Origin of the sequence: Pseudomonas sp. B20(2017) (assembly GCF_002113125.1) — a bacterium.
Taxonomy (GTDB): Bacteria; Pseudomonadota; Gammaproteobacteria; order Pseudomonadales; family Pseudomonadaceae; genus Aquipseudomonas.
The window spans coordinates 37,896-55,603 of record NZ_NEJP01000012.1 but is presented as its reverse complement, the minus strand read 5'-3'; the positions used below and the strand labels follow the sequence as shown (position 1 = coordinate 55,603).

The window sequence follows — 17,708 nt, the reverse complement described above, 5'->3', positions numbered from 1 at the left end:
TGCGCCGTTGCCCCGCCTGCAGTCGAGAGCCCCACTCCATCGCGACAGGATGCGCTCATGCCTCTGACCGTCAGGCCCCGCCGCAAACGCGGCACTCGAATCACCGTGACACTGTTGTGTGCGCTCGTTCCGGTTTTGCTGGGCACAATCATTCTTCACATGCAGGCCGAGCGAACGCTTCAGCAAAGCGCGCAACACACAGCCGAAGAAGCTTTGCGCCAGTTCGAACTGATGCTCGACAACACCGCCCAGGCCGCCCGTGACTTGCTGCCACTGGCCGGTCAGACCTGCGAAAACGTCAAGTTGGCCTTGCGCGAACAGGTGACCCGCCGCCCGTTCGTTCGCTCGACCAATCTGGTGTGGGACGACAACCTTTATTGCAGTTCGCTGTTCGGCGACTTCAAGGAAGCCGTCAATCCGGGCGACTACACCCAAGGCAAACTGTGGTTGATGAACGGCAACCCTGTGACGCCCAATACTGCATTGTTGGTATATCGCTTGAGCGAAGGACGTGGTGGAGCACTGACGACACTGGACGGCTACCACTTGGGCAACATCCTGCGCCTGATCGGCCGGCAAACACTGCTAATGCTGCAAGTGGGCAATAACTGGCTCTCCGCCGACGGCAAAGTACATCAAGGCCCGCTGCCTCATTTGCCGGTAGCGCAAAGCACACTCAATTCTTCGCAATACGCATTTACGGTGACTGCCGGTTTTCCGGAAGGTGAAACCTGGCGCTACATGAGTGACGAGTATCCACCGCTGTTCAGCCTGCTGATTTTTTTTGGCGCGGTGTCCGGGATGATTGGCTACATCGTGCAGAAACGCTCAACTTCGCCCAGCCATGAGATGTTGCGGGCGCTGGAGGCCGGAGAGTTCGTCCCGTACTTTCAGCCGGTGGTACACGGCGACAGTAAAAAATGGTCAGGCACCGAAGTACTGATGCGCTGGAACCACCCGAAGGAAGGTCTGGTACGTCCTGACCTGTTCATACCGTTTGCCGAGCATTCCGGCTTGATCGTGCCGATGACCCGCTTGCTGATGCAACAGACAGCTGCCGTGCTGGGACCGCTGTCGTCGACCTTTACGGCGCCTTTTCATATCGGCATCAACATCACCGCCAGCCATTGCCACGACCTGGAGCTGGTGGAAGATTGCCGTGAGTTTTTGTCAGCATTCGCGCCGGACAGCATCAGTCTGGTGCTGGAGCTGACTGAGCGCGAGCTGATCGAGCCGACCGACATCACTCATCGCTTGTTCACGCAACTGCGTTCAATAGGGGTAAAAATCGCGCTCGACGACTTCGGCACCGGTCATTCAAGCCTTGGCTACTTGAGAACCTTCAATGTCGACTTCCTCAAGATAGACCAGACCTTCGTGGCCATGATCGACAAGGACGCCCTGTCCCGGCACATTCTGGACAGCATCATCGAGCTCTCCGGCAAACTGGAACTTGGCATCGTGGCTGAAGGCGTAGAGACACAAGCCCAGGCTGATTACCTGGCCGCTCACCATGTCGATTTCCTGCAAGGCTATCTGTTCGGCAAGCCCATGCCGGCCACGGACTTCATCGAAGCATTAACTCATCATTAACTAAATGTGATAAATCCTGAAACGCTGACAGCGCGCACCAAATTGAAACAAAACAGCGCTGTTGTTACATGAAGAAAAAGTCAGGATTTACTCTTGCGTCATTAACTACTACAATTTTTCTTGCCTGTTGCAAGATGGACAGGTGAGCCATTATCACCGAGTCGCTTCAAGGCTCTTGGCTTATAGCTTTGTTTGCGGTTGGTATCAGCCAAACACACTATTGGAGTAAAGATATTGTCCAGACTCGCTGAATTTCGTGCAGCTGAAAAGGCCCTTCAGGAACAGCTCAAGCAGCTGGAATCGCTGAAGAACGATGCCGGGCTCAAGAAAGAAATCGAATTCGAAGAAAAGCTCCAGGGTCTGATGAAAACCTATGGCAAAGGCCTGAAAGACATCATCGCCATTCTTGATCCGAACCCGGCGAAATCCGGTCTGCAATCGACCGCCGCCCCTAAAACTCGCCGCGCTCGCGTGGTCAAGGTCTACCAGAACCCGCACACCGGCGAGCTGATCGAGACCAAGGGTGGCAACCATCGTGGCCTGAAGGCCTGGAAGGAACAATACGGTGCAGCCACCGTTGATTCCTGGTTGCGCGGTTAATCCGTCGTAAACAATAAAGCCCTGCAATTGCAGGGCTTTTTTTTGACAATATCTAACAAATGCAACGATTCGCGCGGGTGAAAGTTGAGCAGAAATCACCGCCCCAGCTGGAACTATGCTTGCGGATATTGCGTGCTTATCGTCAGATTAACTTTGTATTTAATCACTTCAGGTATCTAGTGGCGCACTGAGCGGCGAACAGGTGGCTAGAATTTCAAGCTGTTTCTAGCCGCCGCTATTTCGTCGCCACTGGCCTTATAAACCTCCGCCTGCCCTGCATACGAAAGTACGTAAGCCTTATCCGCCTCGACCGCTGCAACCAATGTTTGCGACAACACATGACGCCCGTTTTCAGTCACCACACAAGTGGTCTCAAGTGCCGTCAGCGAGCCCAGCGTACTCGGGTGAACCTTGTTGCAGACACTCTGATAACCGCCCTGGAAAAAGTCTTTCTGCACCGATTTTCGCATCTCCAGTAACACGCCCTGCAAGTTGACCTGATGACCACTTTCGACACGGGTCATCGTCAACTCCATCACCATGACCTGATTGCCATCGGCGTCAGTCTTCACTGCCCGCTGACGGGAGACTTCCGGAGAGGTTTCGGGCAACGCCTCGACTTCCCAGCCGGCGGGCCAGGTGATGCTCGGTGCCTCGGCAAAGGCTGGCAGAGCAAACAGGGAAAAACCCAGGAAAACGAACAGCGATTTGAACGGTCGGATCATTACCAGAGGCACTCGCGGATTGAGCCGTAAAGTCTGAGGCCCGCCCGCTCGCAGGGCAAGCCCGCGCTTTCGGTTTGGCGATGCTGCCAGGCATGCGTATCATTGCGCCCATTCACTCGCCCCAATATGTTACGGAGGGCCCATGAGCCTGCAAGAACTGAACACTTTCCCCGGCGTCACTGCCACCCCGGACAGCGCAACCCGCAACTTCGTGTTCAACCACACCATGCTGCGCGTCAAAGACATCACCAAATCGCTGGATTTCTACACCCGCGTATTGGGTTTCTCGCTGGTAGAAAAGCGTGATTTCCCGGAAGCGGAATTCAGCCTGTACTTCCTCGCCCTGGTCGACAAATCGCAGATCCCGGCCGACGCCGCTGCCCGCACCGAGTGGATGAAGTCGATTCCCGGCATTCTGGAACTGACCCACAACCACGGCACCGAGAACGACGCAGATTTCGCCTACCACAACGGCAACACCGACCCGCGCGGTTTCGGCCACATCTGCATTTCGGTGCCAGACATCGTCGCTGCTTGCGCACGCTTTGAAGAGCTTGGCTGCGACTTCCAGAAACGCCTGACCGATGGCCGCATGAAGAGCCTGGCGTTCATCAAGGATCCGGATGGCTACTGGGTCGAAATCATCCAGCCGGCGCCGCTGTAAAGCCTGAGCCTGGATAGAAAGCAGCCCGCAAAGAAAAACCCCATCATCGCTGATGGGGTTTTTCTGTTTCAGGCCCGGGATTTACGCCGGAGCCGAAGTGCGGATCAAGTGATCGAAGGCGCTGAGGGAGGCCTTGGCACCCTCGCCCACCGCAATGACGATCTGCTTGTACGGCACGGTGGTCACGTCACCGGCGGCGAAGATACCAGGGATCGAGGTTTCACCACGGTTATCGACGATGATCTCGCCGCGCGGCGACAGCTCGATGGTGCCTTTGAGCCAATCGGTGTTGGGTAGCAGACCGATCTGCACGAATATCCCTTCCAGCTCGACCGTGCGCAGCTCGTCAGTATTGCGATCCTTGTAGCGCAGGCCGTTGACCTTCTCGCCATTGCCCGTCACTTCAGTGGTTTGTGCACTGGTGATCACTGTCACGTTCGGCAGACTGTGCAGCTTGCGTTGCAACACGGCGTCGGCACGCAGTTGTACATCGAACTCAAGCAAGGTGACGTGGGACACGATACCGGCCAGATCGATGGCCGCTTCGACGCCAGAGTTACCGCCGCCAATCACCGCCACACGCTTGCCTTTGAACAGCGGACCGTCACAGTGCGGGCAGTACGCCACGCCTTTGTTGCGGTATTCCTGCTCACCCGGCACGTTCATTTCACGCCACCGTGCACCCGTAGCCAGAATCACGCTCTTGGCTTTGAGGGTCGCGCCGCTGGCAAAGCGGACTTCATGCAGCTCGCCATTCATGCCCGGGATCAGCTGGTCGGCGCGTTGCAGGTTCATGATGTCGACGTCGTACTGCTTGACGTGTTCTTCCAGCGCGGTCGCCAGTTTCGGGCCTTCGGTTTCCTGCACCGAAATGAAGTTCTCGATGGCCATGGTGTCCAGCACCTGACCGCCGAAGCGCTCGGCTGCAACACCTGTGCGAATGCCTTTACGTGCGGCATAGATCGCCGCCGAAGCACCGGCCGGGCCACCGCCGACCACCAGCACATCAAAGGCTTGCTTGGCGCTGATTTTCTCGGCCTGACGCTCGATTGCGCCGGTGTCGAGTTTGGCGAGGATTTCTTCCAGGCCCATGCGGCCCTGGCCGAAATTTTCGCCGTTGAGGTAGATGCTTGGCACAGCCATGATCTTGCGATCGTTTACTTCGTCCTGGAACAGCGCGCCGTCGATGGCGACGTGGCGGATGTTCGGGTTCAGCACGGCCATCAGGTTCAGCGCCTGAACGACGTCCGGGCAGTTCTGGCAGGACAGCGAGAAGTAAGTCTCGAAGTTGAACTCGCCCTTGAGCGAGCGGATCTGTTCGATCACTTCGACACTGGCCTTCGAAGGGTGGCCGCCGACTTGCAGCAGGGCCAGCACCAGCGAAGTGAATTCATGGCCCATCGGGATGCCGGCGAAACGCAGGCTGATGTCGGCACCCGGGCGGTTGATCGAGAACGACGGCTTGCGTGCATCGTCGCCGCTGTCGATCAAAGTAATCTGGTGCGAAAGACTGGCAACGTCTTTCAGCAGGTCGAGCATTTCACGGGATTTCGCACCGTCGTCGAGTGATGCAACGATCTCGATCGGCTGGGTGACCCGTTCCAGGTACGATTTCAACTGGGCTTTAAGATTGGCGTCCAACATACGGGCGATCTCCTGACTTTATTTGAGGCGAAAAAAAGCCCGAGCGAATCTCGCCCGGGCTTTTCTATTGGGCGGTGCAGCTTACTTGAGTAGGTGCGGAGTCCCGCCCTGCATTGCGTGTGTCACAGACTTAGATCTTGCCGACCAGGTCCAGGGACGGAGCCAGAGTGGCCTCGCCTTCTTTCCACTTGGCCGGGCAAACTTCGCCTGGGTGAGCAGCAACGTACTGAGCAGCCTTGATTTTGCGCAGCAGCTCGGAAGCGTCACGGCCAACGCCGCCATCGTTCAGTTCAACGATTTTGATCTGGCCTTCAGGGTTGATCACGAAGGTGCCACGGTCAGCCAGACCAGCTTCCTCGATCAGCACGTCGAAGTTGCGGGAGATAACGTGGGTCGGGTCACCGATCATGGTGTATTCGATTTTGCCGATGGCTGGCGAAGTGTTGTGCCAGGCAGCGTGGGCAAAGTGGGTGTCGGTCGAAACGCTGTAGATCTCTACGCCCAGTTTCTGGAAGGCGGCGTAGTTGTCAGCCAGGTCTTCGAGTTCGGTTGGGCAAACGAAAGTGAAGTCGGCCGGGTAGAAGAACACTACGGACCATTTGCCTTTCAGGTCAGCGTCCGAGACTTGTACGAAGTCGCCGTTTTTGAACGCGGTAGCTTTGAACGGTTTTACTTGGCTGTTGATGATAGGCATTGATGACTCTCCGTCAGGGTTGTGAATTCGATGGGTGAATCCTACCCAGTCACTCGACGGATGGCTCATTGGCAAACCTGATGCTGCTGATTTGTTTTCGCTATTAGCTGAGGATATTAATAGAAGAAAACGATATCTACGGCGACAGCGGCTTATCCGTAATCCGGGCCATCCCGTGAAAGGGGCTCGCTTCAACATAGCGCATGGCGGACTTCATATCCTTCCAGCCCACGTAACTCATCAACGATTTGAGATCCCAGCCGCTTTGATGGGCCCAGGTTGCGAAGCCGCGACGCAGGGAATGGCTGGTGTAGCGCTCGGCAGAGATTCCCGAGCGCTCCAGAGCCTGGCGCAATAAAGGGATCACGCTGTTGGCGTGCAAGCCCTCCTCACTCAGATTGCCCCACCGGTCGACGGCGCGAAACACCGGGCCCCGCACCAGCGCCGCTTCGGTGATCCATTCGATATAAGCCTGCACCGGGCACAACTTCAGCAGCGCCGGGGCCTGATAGGTCTGGCCGAGATTTTCCCGATCGCCCTTGCTGCGCGGCAGGTACAGGGTGATGCCGCTGCCGGCGTGCGCCTGCACGTGCTCGATCTGCACCCGACAAAGCTCATCGCTGCGAAAGCCACGCCAGAAGCCCAGCAGAATCAATGCCCGATCCCGGCAGGCTCTGAGCAATAGCGGCCGGTCCTGATTCTCTCTAGCGTCCTTCATTTCCTGCTCAAGCCAGGCGACGGTCTGCTCAAGATCGCGCAATTGCAGTGGCTCGGCCTGTTTTTCCTGAGCCGGATGCAGGGCGCGAATGCCCTTGAACACTTTGCGCACCACCGGCGACTTGGTGGGATCGGCGAAGCCTTGACTGTTATGCCACTGCGCCAACGCCGACAGACGCAACTTCAACGTGTTGACCGACAACACGCCGGCATGCGCTACCAGGTACCGCGCGACGCTATCCGCTGTCGCCGGCAGAAACCCTCCCCACGCGGATTCGAAGTGCTCAATGGCCGCGCGATAACTGCGGCGGGTGTTCTCCCGGGTGGCGGCTTGCAGGTAGCGATCGATATCGCTCATGGGCTGATTTACTCGTGGCGTACTGAGGGTTCGTGCGGAAACCGATTTTAGAGGTTTCACACGGGGTAATACCAGTATATCCCGCCCGTCTATCGGTGCCTGTTTCACTTTATTTTCAACATGGTACACTGCGTACTTTAGTGGCATGTACCACAGTACGAAATGGTAGGAGCAGATATGGCCCGTGGCGGCGTTAACAAAGCAGTAGTCCAGATCGCGCGCGCAGCGATCCTCGCCCGTGGCGAACATCCCAGTATCGATGCAGTACGCATCGAGCTGGGCAATACGGGCTCAAAAACCACGATTCATCGCTATCTAAAAGAGCTGGATGACGGCAGCGAGCCAGCGGATCCGTCGGCAGAACCCATTGATGACGAACTGCTGGCTCTCGTCACGCGCCTTGCACAACGCCTGAAAGAACAGGCACAAGAGCCAATTGATCAGGCGCGCGAGCAGTACGAGCAACAACGTCAGGCACTGGAGGACGAGCTGAATCAGCTTCGTCAGGATCATGCGCAACTGGAGAAGAAACACGACATTCAGACTGCCGCGCTGGCCAAGGAATCCGAAGCCCTGAGCGACACCCGCTCGATGCTGCAGACCGAGCAGACCCGCAACGCCGGGCTGAATCAGGCGCTGGCCGATTTTGAATTGCGCCTGCAGGACAAGGACGAGCAGATCCGCTCGCTGGAAGAAAAACACCTGCACGCCCGCGATGCGCTTGAACACTACCGCAACGCCATCAAGGAACAGCGAGAGCAGGAGCAAAGCCGTCACGAAACTCAGATGCAGCAATTGCAGATGGAGCTGCGTCAGGCACAGCAAAGCGCGCTGGTACGTCAGGACGAAATCACCCAACTGCACCGCGACAACGAGCGCCTGCTGACCGAAAACCGAGGAACGCTGCGTGAACTGAGCCTGATGCAGGATCAGCTCAAGCACAGCAATCAGCGTCAGGATCAACTGCTGGAGCAGGCGTCTCGCGTCGACAGCGAGCGCACCCTCCTCCAGGAGCGCCTGCGCGTGGCATTACTGGAAAGCCAGACGCTCAAGCAGAACGTCGACGAACAGTCGCAGCTCAATCAATCACTGGAAAAGGAATTGGCCACGGTTCAAGCCAGCCTGCGTCTGGCCACCACCGTTGTGGCAGCGCCAGACGCAGCAGAACCGAAAAAGACTTAAGCGCCGACCGGCGTACGCATCGTGACAAATTCTTCGGCCGCCGTCGGGTGCACCCCGATGGTGTCGTCGAAGTCACGCTTGGTGGCGCCAGCCTTCAGTGCAATTGCCAGACCCTGCACGATCTCGCCGGCATCCGGCCCAACCATGTGACAACCCAGCACCTTGTCGGACTTGCCATCGACCACCAGCTTCATCAACGTGCGCTCCTGGCAGTCAGTCAGGGTCAGCTTCATCGGCCGGAAGCGGCTTTCGTAGATCACCACGTCGTGACCCGCTTCCCGCGCTTCCTCTTCGGTCAAGCCGACGGTGCCGATGTTCGGCAGACTGAACACTGCCGTCGGAATCATCTTGTAATCCACCGGACGGTATTGCTCAGGTTTGAACAGACGCCGCGCCACCGCCATGCCTTCAGCCAGCGCCACTGGCGTCAACTGCACGCGCCCGATGACATCGCCCAGCGCCAGGATTGATGGCTCGGTGGTCTGATATTGCTCGTCGACCTTGATGAAGCCTTTGTCGTCGAGCTGCACGTCAGTGTTTTCCAGCCCCAGGTTATCCAGCATCGGACGCCGACCGGTGGCGTAGAACACACAATCCGCTTCCAGTACGCGACCATCCTTGAGGGTGGCCTTCAGGCTGCCGTCGGATTGCTTGTCGATGCGGGCAATGTCGGCATTGAATTGCAGATCCAGACCGCGCTTGGTCAACTCTTCCTTCAAGTGGTTACGCACCGAACCGTCGAAACCGCGCAGGAACAGATCCCCGCGATACAGCAACGTCGTGTTGGCACCCAGCCCATGGAAAATCCCGGCAAATTCAACGGCGATGTAACCGCCGCCAACGACCAGCACACGTTTGGGCAGCTCTTTGAGGAAGAACGCCTGGTTCGAGCTGATTGCATGCTCATGCCCCGGAATCTCGGGGATCTGCGGCCAGCCACCGGTGGCGATCAGAATATTCTTCGCGGTGTAGCGCTCGCCGTTGACCTCGACTTCGTGAGGACCAACGATCTTGGCGTGCGCTTCATGCAGGGTCACGCCGCTGTTGACCAGTAGATTGCGATAAATGCCGTTCAGGCGATTGATCTCGCGATCCTTGTTGGCAATCAGCGTGGCCCAATCGAAATCCGCCTCGCCCAGGCTCCAGCCAAACCCCGAGGACTGTTCGAAGTCTTCGGCGAAATGCGCGCCGTACACCAACAGTTTTTTCGGTACGCAACCGACGTTGACGCAGGTACCGCCCAGATAACGGCTCTCGGCCACCGCCACTTTCGCACCAAACCCGGCAGCAAAACGCGCAGCCCGCACACCGCCGGAACCGGCACCAATCACATAAAGGTCAAAATCGTAGGCCATTTCTATCTCCTCGGCAGGCGATCAGCATACCCGCCGTCGTCCGTTGGGCAAGCACTCCTGCCGATATAGGGGCGGAAAATGAAAAAGCCACCCGAAGGTGGCTTTTTCGTACAGGCAGATCAGGCTGTATTAGTAAGCCTTGCCAGTCTTGTAGAAGTTCTCGAAGCAGAAGTTGGTTGCTTCGATGTAGCCTTCAGCACCACCGCAGTCGAAACGCTTGCCCTTGAACTTGTAGGCCATTACGCAGCCGTTCTGGGCTTGTTTCATCAGGGCGTCGGTGATCTGGATTTCACCGCCTTTGCCTGGCTCGGTCTGTTCGATCAGGTCGAAGATGTCCGGGGTCAGGATGTAACGGCCGATGATCGCCAGGTTCGACGGCGCGTCTTCCGGCTTTGGCTTCTCGACCATGCTGTGTACGCGGTAGATGTCGTCGCGGATCATTTCGCCAGCGATAACACCGTATTTGCTGGTTTCTTGCGGATCAACTTCCTGAATGGCAATGATCGAGCAGCGGAACTGCTTGTACAGCTTGACCATCTGGGTCAGTACACCGTCGCCTTCGAGATTGACGCACAGGTCGTCCGCCAGCACCACAGCGAATGGTTCGTCACCGATCAGCGGGCGACCGGTCAAAATCGCGTGACCCAGGCCTTTCATTTCGGTCTGACGGGTGTAGGAGAACGAACACTCGTCCAGCAGCTTGCGGATACCGACCAGGTATTTTTCCTTGTCGGTGCCTTTGATCTGGTTTTCCAGCTCATAGCTGATGTCGAAGTGGTCTTCCAGGGCGCGCTTGCCACGACCGGTCACGATGGAAATTTCGTTCAGGCCAGCATCCAGAGCTTCTTCGACGCCGTACTGGATCAGTGGCTTGTTTACCACCGGCAGCATTTCTTTGGGCATGGCCTTAGTCGCTGGGAGGAAGCGAGTACCGTAACCGGCTGCTGGGAACAAGCATTTCTTGATCATATAAGTCCTTGAAAGGGCTGTGTGTACGAGTTTCGGCGCAGTCTAATCAGGCGGCGTGCACCTTACAATGCCCCGCACTGGCTAACCGATGTCAACATAGAGAAATAATCTGGCGGATAGTTCAATCCGCATACAGAGGCTGCGCAATCAGCTTAGCCCAAAGATCTCGGTACGCCGCATCGACCTGCTCCCAATTGCCGATTTACCGTTATCATGGCGCCTTTGAAACAGCCAACGAGGCCGCTAGATGTCCGCAGCAAAAATCATCAACGGATACACCGTCGCCAAGGCGGAAGATGGCCAGTGGCATATCACTGCCGCCAACGGCGAAGATGTGTCCGGGCCGTTGCCCACTGAAGCGATGGCGATTGAAGTGGCCGCGGTGCTTGATTACACGCCTCCTGCACCGAAGCGTCGCGGCAAGGATCAAGACTGATCGGCAACGACAAATCCCGGCCCTGCCTTCGCGCAGGGCTTTTTTTGGGCTGCGCACAAAGAAGTGGCCAAACGCTATAACCTTTTCATGCCGGCGCTGTCATAGCGTCTAGCCCCCTCCTCCTCGAAGACGACACTGCCATGAGAAAAAGCCATTTCATCAACTGCCTGCCCCTGATTGCGCTCGCAGCCCTGGCCGGCTGCGCTACCTCGCAGACCACCTACCTGAACAACGGCGAACAAGGTTTGAGCATCGACTGCTCCGGTGAAGCCAATTCCTGGGCCAGCTGTTATGAAAAGGCTGATGCGTCCTGTGCCGGGACCGGTTATCGGATCGTCGGGACTGACGGCACACCGGCGCCCAAGGAAGACGACAAGACGTTGGGCGTCGACGTCGGCAACTACAAAAACCGTAGCGTAGTGGTGGTTTGTAAATAGCCTTACATGTGAATTTCGGCGAACTTGATCCCCATTCCGCGCACGACCTCGATCAGGTCATCGAGCCGGTTGAAGGACTCGACTTCGTCGTTATCGTCCACCAGGAAATAACTGCGACCGGCGCTTTTCTTGAAAAACACGATCCACTCCCCCGGATTCGCCGGGTTCTGGATCACATGAGTCGCCGCAATGAGCCCTTCCTTGTGTCGCTCCCGCACCTGCTCTCTCTTCATTCACCTCTCCAGAAATGACAATGCCGCCACAGCCACGCTGTGACGGCATCAATGCTGACGGCTGACAGTCTATCAGCCGGAAATACAGGCCGTGGCGGCTTTGCGCACATCCCATGGACGCAGCGGCACATTGGACATCCGCTCATGCAGCTTGATGCTGCTGCCGCCGGAGCGATCCTCAATGTCAAACACTGCGGCCGGACCCGATCCCAGCTTGCCCGGAACGATGACCCGGACTTCATCCTTGTGCCGCTCTACCTGCAGGGCACCCCGGCTGCTGGACAGCTTTTCGGCCAGGCACTCAGCATATTCATGGGGTTTCTTGCCGGAAATGACGTTCATGGTCGGCAGCGTTTCATTGATTTCCGAAACGCTTGCGCAACCACCCATTGCCAATGCCAACGGCAGAATCACCACACCCCACTTCATACAAAACCTCCAATAAAGACCCTCCGACAGCACGAATGCCGTTTTTCTCCGAGGCCTGCTGCATTTAACCCACATGAAACCGTGAATATCTGTTTTTAATTGTCAAAGCGGTGCCCGACGGCCGGATAATAACCTGTCCAGGCTGATAAACTGCGCCAATCGACAATGCTATCGTTTTGATTTTGTAGAAAAAGCCCTTCTGGAGGCGCCCATGAAATTCATACACCAGCGCGAGCACCTCAACGAAGACGACATCGTCGTCATTCAATGCTCGCAAACCTGCAATATCCGTTTGATGAACGACGCCAACTTCCGCAGTTTCAAGAATGGCGGCCGTCACACCTATCACGGCGGTGCTTTCGACACGTTTCCGGCGCGTATCACCGCGCCGAGCACCGGTTTCTGGAACATCACCATCGACACCGTCAACCGCCGCGCGATCAGCGTGACCCGCAAGCCGACCCTGACGCACTCGATCAAGATCATTCGCCGCTCCAGCTCCAAACTCAGCTGAGCAGTTCCGCCAACGCAGACAGGTAAGCATCAACGTGGCCCAAACGACCAAATACGTGATCAAGTACAAACTCAACGGTGAACGCCGCTTCGAGTTCGCCCAACTGGAAAACGGCACGCCGGAAGAAGCCAAGTCAGCACTGGATGCCCTGCACGGCCAGAGCGACGATGTGATCAGCGACATCAGCGTCAGCAAGGCCCTGTAAGACCCGGACGAAATTCGACCGCAAGCGGCGGAGTGTTGCGGCCGGGTGGATGGCCCAGACTGAGACCTGAATGCAAGCCAAGGAATCAGCATGTCACCCTCACCCGCCTCCCCGCTCGATGCGCTCGACTGGGTCGCCCTGGAGCAGCAACTGGATCAGGACGGTTGCGCCGTCATCCGCACGCTGCTGCGCCCGGACACCTGTGATCGATTGAGTGCGCTTTACCCACAAAGTGAACCGTTCCGGTCCCAGGTCATCATGGCCCGCCATGGTTTCGGACGCGGGGAATACAAATACCTGCGCTATCCGCTTCCATCCGTGGTGGAACGCCTGCGCAGCGCGCTTTACCCGCGACTCGTGTCACTGGCCAACCGCTGGTACGAACGAATGGGTCTGCCGGAACGCTTTCCAGAGCAACACCGCGAATTTCTCGAGCGCTGCCACGCCGCCGGTCAACTGCGACCTACCCCGCTCTTGCTGCAATACGGCCCGCAGGACTACAACTGTTTGCATCAGGACCTGTACGGTGAGCATGTGTTTCCGCTGCAAGCGGCGATTCTTCTGTCAGAACCTGGCGAAGACTTCATCGGCGGTGAGTTCGTCATGACCGAACAACGTCCAAGAATGCAGTCCCGTCCGCTGGTGATGGACCTGAGAAAAGGCGACGCGCTGATCTTTGCTGTCAACCAACGCCCGGTGAAAGGCGCGCGCGGCGACTATCGAGTGACCATGCGCCACGGTGTCAGCCGACTGCACAGCGGAAAACGGCATACTCTGGGCATCATCTTCCACGACGCGACCTGACGATCATGCAAACCACCTTCGATCTGTTCGCCGACACAGAATCCGAGCAGCCCCGGCGCGCCGAACAGATCGGCGAGCAATCCTGGGTGCTGCGCGGCTTTGCCCTGCCGCAAATCGAGCAGTTGTTGCCGGCCCTGGAATCGATCATCGCCTGCGCCCCGTTGCGCCACATGATGACACCCGGAGGCTTCAGCATGTCGGTGGCCACCAGCAGTTGCGGCGCACTGGGCTGGATCACCGATCGAAGCGGCTACCGCTATTCATCCGAAGATCCCGTGAGCCATCACCCCTGGCCGGCCATGCCCGAAGTGTTTCGCGAGCTGGCCCAGGCAGCAGCGGAACGCGCCGGATTTGCCGATTTCGTACCGGATTCTTGCCTGATCAATCGCTATGTCCCAGGCGCAAAGATGTCGCTGCATCAGGACAAAGACGAAAATGCCTATGAAGCCCCGATCGTTTCCCTGTCATTGGGCTTGCCGGCAACGTTCCTGTTCGGCGGTTTCGCACGCGGCGACAGGAGCCAGAAAATCTCGCTGCTGCACGGCGACATGGTGATCTGGGGCGGCGTCGACCGGCTGCGCTATCACGGCATCCTGCCGATCAAGCCTGGCCGGCATCCGCGCCTGGGTGAACAGCGTTTCAACCTGACGTTTCGCACCGCTGGATAATCCTGCAAAGTTTGACCGCAAGGGTCGGAGTGTTCCGGCCGGTGGCACTGGTTAACCTGAAATTCAACAGGTCAACGGACTCTCCATCATGAAATCGCTTACCACCTCGCTGAACACTGAAGACGATCCACGTTGGGCCGCTGTCGTGGCACGCGACCCTCGGGCGGACGGCCAGTTTGTCTATGCCGTGAAAACCACCGGCATCTATTGCCGCCCCAGCAGCCTGGCGCGCTTGCCGAAACCGCAGAACGTCGAGTTCTTCGACACCGCCGAGGACGCCGAGGCCGCTGGCTATCGCCCCAGCAAACGGGCGAGCAAGGATCAGACCGAAGTCGCCGCGCAACATGCCGCCACCGTCGCAGCAGCCTGTCGCCAGATCGAGGCGTCGGACAGCCTGCCGGCGCTTAACGATCTCGCCGAAACCGCCGGCCTGAGCGCCTTTCATTTTCATCGTGTGTTCAAAGCCGCGACAGGCCTGACGCCCAAAGGCTATGCCGCCGCGCATCGCTCGCGCAGGGTTCGTCAGCGTCTGGCGGACGGCGGCTCGGTGACCGAAGCGCTGTATGACGCCGGTTTCAACTCCAACAGCCGTTTCTACGAGGCAGCCGATCAGGTGCTGGGCATGAAACCCGGCGACTTCCGGGCTGCTGGCCAGAACAACGACATCCGCTTCGCCGTCGGCCAGTGCTCGCTCGGTGCCATTCTGGTGGCACAGAGCGAGCGCGGAATCTGCGCGATTCTGCTGGGGGACGATCCGCACCAATTGGTGTGCGACCTGCAGGACCAGTTTCGCCGGGCCAACCTGATCGGCGCCGATGGCGAGTTCGAACAACTGATCGCTCGCGTCGTCGGCTTCATTGAAGCACCCGCCATCGGACTTGATTTGCCGCTGGATGTGCGCGGCACGGCGTTTCAGGAACGGGTGTGGCAGGCACTGCGGGAAATTCCGGTGGGCAGCACCGCCAGCTACGCCGAAATTGCTCAACACATTGGCTCACCCAAAGCGGTACGGGCCGTGGCGCAAGCCTGCGGCGCCAACCGCCTGGCGGTGGCCATTCCGTGCCACCGCGTGGTGCGCAGCGACGGCAACCTGTCCGGTTACCGTTGGGGGGTGGAGCGTAAGCGCGAGTTGCTGACGCGCGAAACCGTTATCAGCGATTGACGTCCACTACGACCCTGCCGCGAAGTTGTCCGGCGAGGAGCTTCGGCGCTGCTTCGATGGCTTCGCCGAGGCCTATTTCGTGGCTGATCAGCGGCAACAAGGCAAAGTCCAGATCCTTCGCCAGACGATCCCACGCCTCGATTCGGCGAGCCTTGGGCTGGGTCACGCTGTTGATCCCGGCCAGCGTCACGCCACGCAAAATGAAAGGCGCCACAGACGCCGGGAAATCCATGCCCTGAGCCAGACCGCACGCAGCCACCGTGCCTTCGGCCCGGGTGCTGGCGCAGGCATTGGCAAGTGTGTGGCTGCCGACCGAATCGATGACGCCCGCCCAGCGCTCCTTGGCCAGCGGCTTGCCGGGCTCGGACAGGGTGGCGCGATCAATGATTTCGCCGGCGCCCAGTTGTTTCAGGTATTCATGTTCCGACACCCGACCGGTCGAACCGACCACGCGGTAGCCCAGCTTGCTCAGCAACGCGATGGCAAAACTGCCAACGCCGCCGTTTGCCCCAGTCACCAGCACTTCGCCCTGTTGCGGGGTCACGCCGTTGCGTTCCAGCGCCATGACGCACAGCATCGCCGTATAACCGGCCGTGCCGATGGCCATGGCTTGCGCGGCGGTGAATACCTTGGGCAGCGGAATCAGCCAGTCACCGTTCAATCGCGCTTTTTGTGCCAGACCGCCCCAGTGGCTTTCACCGACGCCCCAGCCGTTAAGCAACACCTGATCGCCAACCTTGTAGTCAGGGTGCGAACTGACTTCGACGGTACCCGCCAGATCAATCCCCGGCACCATCGGAAACTTGCGCACCACCGGGCTGCTGCCGGTGATCGCCAGGCCGTCCTTGAAGTTCAGCGTGCTGTACGCGACGCGAACCGTCACATCGCCCTCAGGCAACTGCTCGTCGTTGATCTCTTGCAGGTTGGCGCGATAGCCGCTGTCGTCTTTGTCGATCAAAATGCCTTTGAACATGACTGCCTCTCACGGGTGGAATTCAGGATGTCGAGGGATTGGAATAGCACACTGCAACATTTTGCCCAACTCGACCTTTAGCCAATCAGGCCCGAACGCCCAGCCAGCGCCGGCTGTTAAAGCTACAAATCTGTGCTGGTCACGGGGGTGGCTTTGCGTTAAAAAACCGGCTGCTACCGTCCCTGCCCTGTTTTGTCGTCGGAGAAGCTATTCCATGAGCCAATGGCCTGATACCCGCATTCTTGACCTGTTCGGCATCGAACTGCCAATCATCCAGGGCCCCATGGCCGGTGCCACCAATTCTTCCATGGTCATCGCAGCGTGCAACGCCGGTGGCCTCGGTTCGATGCCGGCGGCAATGCTGACCATCGAGCAACTGCGCGAAGAGCTGAAAACCATTCGCCAGGGCACGAACAAGCCGTTCAACGTCAACTTCTTCTGCCATCAGCCTCCGGCTGCCGATGAGCAAAAGGCCCGCGAATGGAAAAACCTGCTGGAGCCCTACTATCGCGAACTGGGTGTCGATTTCGATGCGCCGACGCCGGTATCCAACCGCGCGCCCTTCGATGCGGCCGCCTGCGAGGTGCTGGAAGAATTTCGCCCTGAAGTGGTGAGTTTCCATTTCGGCCTGCCGGAAAAATCCTTGCTGGATCGGGTCAAGGCCACCGGCGCGAAAATCATCTCGTCGGCAACCACCGTCGACGAAGCGATCTGGCTCGAGCAGAACGGCTGCGACGCGATCATCGCCATGGGCTACGAGGCCGGCGGCCATCGCGGGATGTTTCTCAGCGCTGACCTGAGCAGTCAGGTCGGTACGTTTGCCCTGGTGCCGCAAGTGGTCGACGCGGTGAGTGTGCCGGTGATCGCTGCCGGTGCGATTGCCGATGCGCGCGGCGTCGCGGCAGCGTTCCTGCTCGGCGCTTCGGCGGTTCAGGTCGGGACGGCGTATTTGTTTACTCCGGAAGCGAAGGTCAGTGCGTCGCACCACAAGGCCTTGCGCACCGCCAAGGAAAGCGAAACGGCGGTGACCAATCTGTTTACCGGACGCCCGGCGCGGGGGATTCTCAATCGGGTGATGCGGGAGCTGGGCCCGATGTCGGACAAGGCCCCGGCATTCCCTCTGGCAGGCGGTGCCTTGATGCCGTTGCGCGCGAAGGGTGAAGCCGAATTCAGCAACCTCTGGGCCGGCCAGGCCTTCACGCTCGGCAAAGATCTCGGCACCGCTGAACTGACCCGGCAACTGGCTGAAGGCGCACTGGCAAAACTGACGCGGTGATGAACCCGAACGGGTGAGGAGCGTGGCGCCCTTGCCCGGTTTAAAAGCAGTGCTTCCCGTTTGGCGGCAT

General features: G+C 58.5%; 21 protein-coding genes. 12 read left to right on the top strand and 9 right to left on the bottom strand.

Annotation, left to right across the window (positions count from 1 at the left end):
- The first annotated feature begins 57 nt into the window (after positions 1–57).
- Together CAF63_RS18155 and CAF63_RS18150 are read left to right on the top strand one after the other, a co-directional pair.
- A complete protein-coding gene (locus CAF63_RS18155; RefSeq protein WP_085686989.1) occupies positions 58–1,593 on the top strand; it encodes an EAL domain-containing protein in 1,536 nt (511 codons plus the stop codon).
- 234 nt (positions 1,594–1,827) lie between these two features.
- Positions 1,828–2,193 (top strand): histone-like nucleoid-structuring protein, MvaT/MvaU family, encoded by a 366-nt coding sequence (locus CAF63_RS18150; RefSeq protein ID WP_011334329.1) that lies wholly within the window; start codon positions 1,828–1,830, stop codon positions 2,191–2,193.
- 206 nt (positions 2,194–2,399) lie between these two features.
- On the opposite strand, the gene CAF63_RS18145 is transcribed toward CAF63_RS18150, so the two are convergent.
- A complete protein-coding gene (locus tag CAF63_RS18145; protein ID WP_085686987.1) occupies positions 2,400–2,918 on the bottom strand; it encodes a DUF4946 domain-containing protein in 519 nt (172 codons plus the stop codon).
- 142 nt (positions 2,919–3,060) lie between these two features.
- On the opposite strand from CAF63_RS18145, the gene gloA reads away from it, so the two are divergent.
- Positions 3,061–3,582, top strand: coding sequence for a lactoylglutathione lyase (gene gloA / locus CAF63_RS18140; RefSeq protein WP_065260490.1), 522 nt, complete (start codon positions 3,061–3,063; stop codon positions 3,580–3,582).
- Positions 3,583–3,663: 81 nt separating this feature from the next.
- Here gloA and ahpF read toward each other — a convergent pair whose 3' ends face one another.
- The 3 genes from ahpF to CAF63_RS18125 all read right to left on the bottom strand — a co-directional run bounded on the left by ahpF (position 3,664) and on the right by CAF63_RS18125 (position 6,995).
- Positions 3,664–5,226 (bottom strand): alkyl hydroperoxide reductase subunit F, encoded by a 1,563-nt coding sequence (gene ahpF / locus CAF63_RS18135; protein WP_085686985.1) that lies wholly within the window; start codon positions 5,224–5,226, stop codon positions 3,664–3,666.
- Positions 5,227–5,356: 130 nt separating this feature from the next.
- Complete coding sequence (ahpC, locus tag CAF63_RS18130) at positions 5,357–5,920, bottom strand: alkyl hydroperoxide reductase subunit C (protein ID WP_003224621.1); 564 nt, start codon at positions 5,918–5,920, stop codon at positions 5,357–5,359.
- Positions 5,921–6,056: 136 nt separating this feature from the next.
- Positions 6,057–6,995 carry a site-specific integrase gene (locus tag CAF63_RS18125; RefSeq protein ID WP_143492468.1) on the bottom strand — a complete coding sequence of 313 codons (939 nt, stop codon included), beginning with the start codon at positions 6,993–6,995 and terminating at the stop codon, positions 6,057–6,059.
- A 177-nt stretch (positions 6,996–7,172) separates the two neighbouring features.
- Here CAF63_RS18125 and CAF63_RS18120 point away from each other — a divergent pair, with 177 nt between their 5' ends.
- On the top strand, positions 7,173–8,177 hold the full coding sequence (locus CAF63_RS18120; protein WP_085686983.1) for a DNA-binding protein: 1,005 nt from the start codon (positions 7,173–7,175) through the stop codon (positions 8,175–8,177).
- Here the strand turns inward: CAF63_RS18120 and gorA are convergent.
- Both gorA and galU read right to left on the bottom strand, forming a co-directional pair.
- Positions 8,174–9,532: a glutathione-disulfide reductase gene (gene gorA / locus CAF63_RS18115; protein ID WP_085686981.1), complete on the bottom strand. Its 1,359-nt coding sequence runs from the start codon at positions 9,530–9,532 to the stop codon at positions 8,174–8,176. The two genes, CAF63_RS18120 and gorA, sit on opposite strands and share 4 nt — an antisense overlap.
- 129 nt (positions 9,533–9,661) lie before the next feature.
- The gene (galU, locus tag CAF63_RS18110) at positions 9,662–10,501 is read right to left on the bottom strand and encodes a UTP--glucose-1-phosphate uridylyltransferase GalU (RefSeq protein ID WP_007958937.1); all 840 of its coding nucleotides are present in this window, start codon (positions 10,499–10,501) and stop codon (positions 9,662–9,664) included.
- Positions 10,502–10,748: 247 nt separating this feature from the next.
- Here galU and CAF63_RS18105 point away from each other — a divergent pair, with 247 nt between their 5' ends.
- The gene (locus tag CAF63_RS18105; RefSeq protein WP_085686979.1) at positions 10,749–10,937 is read left to right on the top strand and encodes a hypothetical protein; all 189 of its coding nucleotides are present in this window, start codon (positions 10,749–10,751) and stop codon (positions 10,935–10,937) included.
- A gap of 140 nt (positions 10,938–11,077) precedes the next feature.
- Positions 11,078–11,374 carry a hypothetical protein gene (locus CAF63_RS18100; protein ID WP_085686977.1) on the top strand — a complete coding sequence of 99 codons (297 nt, stop codon included), beginning with the start codon at positions 11,078–11,080 and terminating at the stop codon, positions 11,372–11,374.
- A 2-nt stretch (positions 11,375–11,376) separates the two neighbouring features.
- Here CAF63_RS18100 and CAF63_RS18095 read toward each other — a convergent pair whose 3' ends face one another.
- Together CAF63_RS18095 and CAF63_RS18090 are read right to left on the bottom strand one after the other, a co-directional pair.
- Positions 11,377–11,607 carry a hypothetical protein gene (locus CAF63_RS18095; RefSeq protein ID WP_085686975.1) on the bottom strand — a complete coding sequence of 77 codons (231 nt, stop codon included), beginning with the start codon at positions 11,605–11,607 and terminating at the stop codon, positions 11,377–11,379.
- A 72-nt stretch (positions 11,608–11,679) separates the two neighbouring features.
- On the bottom strand, positions 11,680–12,036 hold the full coding sequence (locus CAF63_RS18090) for a hypothetical protein (protein ID WP_064596943.1): 357 nt from the start codon (positions 12,034–12,036) through the stop codon (positions 11,680–11,682).
- A gap of 211 nt (positions 12,037–12,247) precedes the next feature.
- Here CAF63_RS18090 and CAF63_RS18080 point away from each other — a divergent pair, with 211 nt between their 5' ends.
- The 5 genes from CAF63_RS18080 to ada all read left to right on the top strand — a co-directional run bounded on the left by CAF63_RS18080 (position 12,248) and on the right by ada (position 15,389).
- On the top strand, positions 12,248–12,550 hold the full coding sequence (locus CAF63_RS18080) for a DUF1883 domain-containing protein (RefSeq protein ID WP_007958929.1): 303 nt from the start codon (positions 12,248–12,250) through the stop codon (positions 12,548–12,550).
- A 34-nt stretch (positions 12,551–12,584) separates the two neighbouring features.
- Positions 12,585–12,755, top strand: a complete 171-nt coding sequence (locus CAF63_RS28845; RefSeq protein WP_178081304.1) for a hypothetical protein — start codon at positions 12,585–12,587, stop codon at positions 12,753–12,755.
- Positions 12,756–12,845: 90 nt separating this feature from the next.
- The gene (locus CAF63_RS18075; RefSeq protein WP_085686971.1) at positions 12,846–13,559 is read left to right on the top strand and encodes a 2OG-Fe(II) oxygenase; all 714 of its coding nucleotides are present in this window, start codon (positions 12,846–12,848) and stop codon (positions 13,557–13,559) included.
- A gap of 5 nt (positions 13,560–13,564) precedes the next feature.
- A complete protein-coding gene (alkB, locus tag CAF63_RS18070) occupies positions 13,565–14,227 on the top strand; it encodes a DNA oxidative demethylase AlkB (RefSeq protein WP_085686969.1) in 663 nt (220 codons plus the stop codon).
- A gap of 88 nt (positions 14,228–14,315) precedes the next feature.
- Complete coding sequence (ada, locus tag CAF63_RS18065) at positions 14,316–15,389, top strand: bifunctional DNA-binding transcriptional regulator/O6-methylguanine-DNA methyltransferase Ada (protein ID WP_085686967.1); 1,074 nt, start codon at positions 14,316–14,318, stop codon at positions 15,387–15,389.
- Here ada and CAF63_RS18060 read toward each other — a convergent pair.
- Positions 15,379–16,362 (bottom strand): MDR family oxidoreductase, encoded by a 984-nt coding sequence (locus tag CAF63_RS18060; protein WP_085686965.1) that lies wholly within the window; start codon positions 16,360–16,362, stop codon positions 15,379–15,381. The two genes, ada and CAF63_RS18060, sit on opposite strands and share 11 nt — an antisense overlap.
- A 214-nt stretch (positions 16,363–16,576) precedes the next feature.
- On the opposite strand from CAF63_RS18060, the gene CAF63_RS18055 reads away from it, so the two are divergent.
- Positions 16,577–17,638 (top strand): nitronate monooxygenase family protein, encoded by a 1,062-nt coding sequence (locus CAF63_RS18055; protein ID WP_085686963.1) that lies wholly within the window; start codon positions 16,577–16,579, stop codon positions 17,636–17,638.
- Positions 17,639–17,708 lie beyond the last annotated feature (70 nt).